The organism is Caloranaerobacter azorensis DSM 13643 (assembly GCF_900129995.1).
Classification (GTDB): domain Bacteria; phylum Bacillota; class Clostridia; order Tissierellales; family Thermohalobacteraceae; genus Caloranaerobacter; species Caloranaerobacter azorensis.
On the sequence record NZ_FQXO01000119.1, the window covers coordinates 1 to 4,389 of the forward strand.

Here is a 4,389-nt window from a genome sequence, read left to right on the forward strand (position 1 = left end):
TCCAGCGCCGATGGTACTTGGCGGGAGACCGCCTGGGAGAGTAGGTCGTTGCCGGATTTTTTTATTTTTTGTATAAGTGGCATTAAGCCGCTTTTTTGTTTTTTGTAATATATAAAAAAGTTGTGAATTTATATAGATAATTTTAATAACAGTAGACTCATCTATAATGGTTTTTTATATATATAAAAAAGATAGAGATAATGTATTATAATCAAAATAAAAATAAGTAAAAAAACAAAAGGGGGCATAATAGTGGCAGATTACAGAAAATTATGGGAGTCATTAGACATGGATTTAGAAAAGCATGATCAGTTATGTGCAGTATTGCCAGAATTCTATGGAGATATTTATTTATCACAAGAAAATAGACCGGAAGGTATGAATTATTATAATTTTGTAGTTTCTGAAATCCATGGATTTAGAATTCAAGAATTAGCAGAACATAGAAAAAAAGGTGGAAAGGTTTTTGGAAGTTTTTGTATATACGTACCGGATGAATTAATTGTAGCGGCAGGTGCTATAGGAGTAGGATTGTGTGGAGGATCAGATTTTTGGATACCAGATGGTGAAAAAGTGCTTCCAAGAAACATTTGTCCATTAATTAAAGCTTCAGTTGGTGCAAAAATAAGCGGCACATGTCCTTATTTTCAATCAGCAGATATATTAGTGGGAGAAACTACATGTGATGGTAAGAAAAAAGCATGGGAGATTCTTGGAAAGTATACACCTATTCATGTCATGGATTTACCTCAAATGAAAAGAGGGAAAGATAAAATTCACTGGATTGATGAGTTAAAAATATTTAAAGATTTAGTTGAAAAGATGACAGGGAATGAAATAACCGAAGAAAAATTAAAAGAAGCGGTAAAATTGATAAATGAAAAAAGAAGAGTATTACAAAGATTATATAATACGAGAAAGAGTGAAGTATTGCCAATAAGCGGTAAAGATGCATTACTCATTACTCAAATTGCTTTTTATGACGATCCTAAAAGATTTATTGAAAAGACATCGGAGTTATGTGAAGAACTAGAAGATAGAATTAAAAAAGGAATAAGCGTATTTGAAGAAAATACACCGAGAATTTTAGTAACAGGAACTCCAATGGCTATTCCGAATTGGAAATTGCATCACATAATAGAAACGAGCGGGGGAGCAGTAGTATGTGAAGAAACATGTACAGGAATTAGATATTTTGAAAGATTAGTTAAAGAAGCTGAAAGTATAGAAGAACAAATGGAAGCAATAGCAGACAGGTACTTAAGTATTAATTGCGCTTGTTTTACACCTAATGATGGAAGAATAGAAGATATAATAAGACTTTATAAGGAATATAAAGCAGATGGAGTTGTATATTATAATTTACCATTCTGTCATACATATGCAGTTGAATATAATAAAGTTAAAGAAGCATTGGATAATGAGGGTATTCCTGTGATTATGATTGAAAGCGATTATAGTTTGCAAGACGTAGGGCAAATAAAGACAAGACTCGAAGCATTTTTCGAAATGATAAAGACATCAAAGTAGTCATAAGAGAATAGGGTGATTATTAATGGGAGGGCAATTGAATTGTTATATATTATTTCCGTCCCATACCGATGGGTTAGCTTTAGAAAAGATTTTAAAATTCAAAAAAATTAAATATACTATTGTACCAACCCCTAGAGAATTGAGTAAAAGTTGCGGTATATCTATAATGATTAATCCCGATGATAAAGAAAATGTTAGGGAAATTTTAAATGTTAATCCTGAAATAAAGATTAATGGTATTTATACCATTGAAAGAAAAAGGAGAGGTTGGTTTTGATAAGAAATTTTTCAGGGTATTCAATAGGAATAGATGCAGGTTCAGTTGCAACAAAGGGAGTTCTTTTTAATGGGAAGTTAGTCAAAGAAATTGTTATTCCTACGGGCTGGAGTCCTAAAAAGGCATCAGAGGAAGCTTGTAAATTGTTAATAAAAGATGCAAATATAAAGAGAGAAGAAGTGAAGAAAATCATTGCAACAGGTTATGGGAGGGTTTCAATAGACTTTGCGGATAAGACAATTACTGAAATAACATGTCATGCTAAAGGTGCATATTTCTTAAATAATAAAGTGAGAACTATACTTGATATAGGTGGACAGGATAGCAAAACGATCAGTTTAGACGAAAAAGGAAATGTTTGTGATTTTTTTATGAATGATAAATGCGCAGCGGGTACAGGGAGATTTCTACAGGTTATGACTAATTTACTTGGTTCAGAGATAAGTGAATTGGATAAATTAGCAGAAGGAGCAGAGCCAGAGAAAATATCAAGTATGTGTACTGTATTTGCAGAATCTGAAATTATTAGTCTTCTAGCTAATGGTGCCTCTAAAGAATCAATTGCGGCTGGGATTATAGAATCAATAGCAAATAGAGCGGTTTCTATGTTAAATAAAATAAGAGTAGTTGATGAGATAGCATTTACAGGTGGTGTTGCAAAAAGTCGTATATTAACAAAATGTATAGAGAAGAAGATAAGAAAACCGATTTATATTGCTCCGAATACACAGATTATAGGAGCTTTAGGAGCAGCTGTAATAGGCTGGGAAATGTTAAATATAAGAGGGAATTGATTTCCCTCTTTTTTTGTTTAATAATTTTTGGTATTGTGATTTACCTATATATTGAATATACTAGAATTGTCAGATAATAAGAAAATAATCCTTTATTTTCTGTTTGTGTATTTCTATCTTAAAATCTATATGTAATTAAAATAATTTTGGAGTGATATTTATGTATACTTTAGATGAAGTTAAGAGGTTTTGTTTATATTGTAAAAAGTGTAGACTACATAAGACTAGAACTAAACTAGTATTTGGAGAAGGAAATGAAAATGCGGACATAATGTTTGTAGGAGAAGGCCCAGGATTTTATGAAGATAAGAGTGGAAGACCTTTTGTAGGGGCTGCTGGTAAATTATTAACTAAAATGTTGAATGCGATAAATATTAATAGGGAAGAAATATATATAACTAATATAGTAAAATGTAGACCGCCTAATAATAGGAATCCGTTAGAAGATGAAAGTGAAGTTTGTTTAGAATACTTAAGATGGCAGGTGAAAATTATACAACCTAAAATGATAGTATGTTTAGGAGCAGTTTCTGCAAGAAATATTATAGATAAAAATTTTTCAGTGAGTAGAGATAGGGGTAGATGGATAAAAAAAGGGAATTTTTTTATAATAGCGACATATCATCCGGCAGCTTTATTGCGTGATGAAAGTAAAAAAAGAGCAGCATGGGAAGATTTTAAGAGTATTAAGAATAAAGCCGAAGAATTAAATATTTTTTAAGTGCAAGATTGGATGAAAGGGGCAACAAAGTGAAACAGAAGAGATTAGAGAATTTAAATAGAAGAATAAAGCAGCAGTTTGCTGATAAAGAATTAGTTTTTGGTGACGGAAGTGTAAATAGTTTGATAATGTTAATTGGGGAAGCGCCTGGAGCAAATGAAGTTAAACAGAGAAAACCTTTTGTTGGTCAGGCGGGGGAGCAATTAAAAGAATTTTTGAATATTCTAGAACTTGAGAGGAAAGATTTATACATAACTAATGTAGTAAAATTTAGGCCAACAAGGATAAGCAAAAAAACAGGGAAATTAATAAATCGTACTCCTAATAAAATGGAAATAAATGATTTTAAAGAATATCTATTTGAAGAAATTGATATAATTAATCCCAAAATTATAATTCCTCTTGGGAATGTACCTCTTAAGGCATTAATTAATAATGAACTGCAGATAAGTAAAGAACATGGGAAAATATTAAGAGCTAATGTTAATGGGAATGTATATAAAATATATCCGCTTTATCATCCAGCGGCAGTTATTTATCGTAGAGGATTAAAAAAGATTTATATAGAAGATTTAATGAAATTAAAAGATGTAATACCGAGATAGCATAAATTACATATTGAAAAATAATAAAAAATTTGTTATATTGTATTCTGCTGTTGAAAAAGTACAAATATAAAAGAGTAGTTAAAGAAATAAAAAAAGCAAAAAAAGTAGTTGACAAGGATAAAAAAATCTGCTATAGTATTAAGAGTCGGCGGCAAAAGTCGACAGAAAAACAGATTTGGTCTTTGAAAACTGAACAGTGCGGAGCAGGATTCTTTTGAGTATATAATTTTTATCTTGAGAGTTTGATCCTGGCTCAGGACGAACGCTGGCGGCGTGCCTAACACATGCAAGTCGAGCGGATAGGTACTTTAATGAACCTTCGGGGGATTTAAAGTACTGAAAGCGGCGGACGGGTGAGTAACGCGTGGGGAACCTGCCCTATGCAGGGGGATAGCCTCGGGAAACCGGGATTAATACCCCATAACACTTATGGACCGCATGGTGCATAAGTCAAAG

At 32.0% G+C, this 4,389-nt stretch carries 5 protein-coding genes and 1 rRNA gene; all 6 read left to right on the forward strand.

Features of this window, described 5'->3' with window-relative positions; genetic code table 11:
• The first annotated feature begins 252 nt into the window (after nucleotides 1-252).
• Nucleotides 253-1,530: a double-cubane-cluster-containing anaerobic reductase gene (locus BUB51_RS12155; protein ID WP_073198068.1), complete on the forward strand. Its 1,278-nt coding sequence runs from the start codon at nucleotides 253-255 to the stop codon at nucleotides 1,528-1,530.
• A gap of 25 nt (nucleotides 1,531-1,555) precedes the next feature.
• Nucleotides 1,556-1,810: a putative Se/S carrier protein gene (locus BUB51_RS12160; RefSeq protein WP_035164998.1), complete on the forward strand. Its 255-nt coding sequence runs from the start codon at nucleotides 1,556-1,558 to the stop codon at nucleotides 1,808-1,810.
• The gene (locus BUB51_RS12165; RefSeq protein ID WP_242945595.1) at nucleotides 1,807-2,604 is read left to right on the forward strand and encodes an acyl-CoA dehydratase activase; all 798 of its coding nucleotides are present in this window, start codon (nucleotides 1,807-1,809) and stop codon (nucleotides 2,602-2,604) included. The genes BUB51_RS12160 and BUB51_RS12165 overlap by 4 nt, the downstream gene beginning before the upstream one ends.
• 160 nt (nucleotides 2,605-2,764) lie before the next feature.
• Nucleotides 2,765-3,325 (forward strand): uracil-DNA glycosylase, encoded by a 561-nt coding sequence (locus tag BUB51_RS12170; RefSeq protein ID WP_143153631.1) that lies wholly within the window; start codon nucleotides 2,765-2,767, stop codon nucleotides 3,323-3,325.
• 29 nt (nucleotides 3,326-3,354) lie between these two features.
• Nucleotides 3,355-3,930 (forward strand): uracil-DNA glycosylase, encoded by a 576-nt coding sequence (locus BUB51_RS12175; RefSeq protein WP_073198070.1) that lies wholly within the window; start codon nucleotides 3,355-3,357, stop codon nucleotides 3,928-3,930.
• Nucleotides 3,931-4,163: 233 nt separating this feature from the next.
• Nucleotides 4,164-4,389, forward strand: a 16S ribosomal RNA gene (locus BUB51_RS12180); the annotation flags it as partial.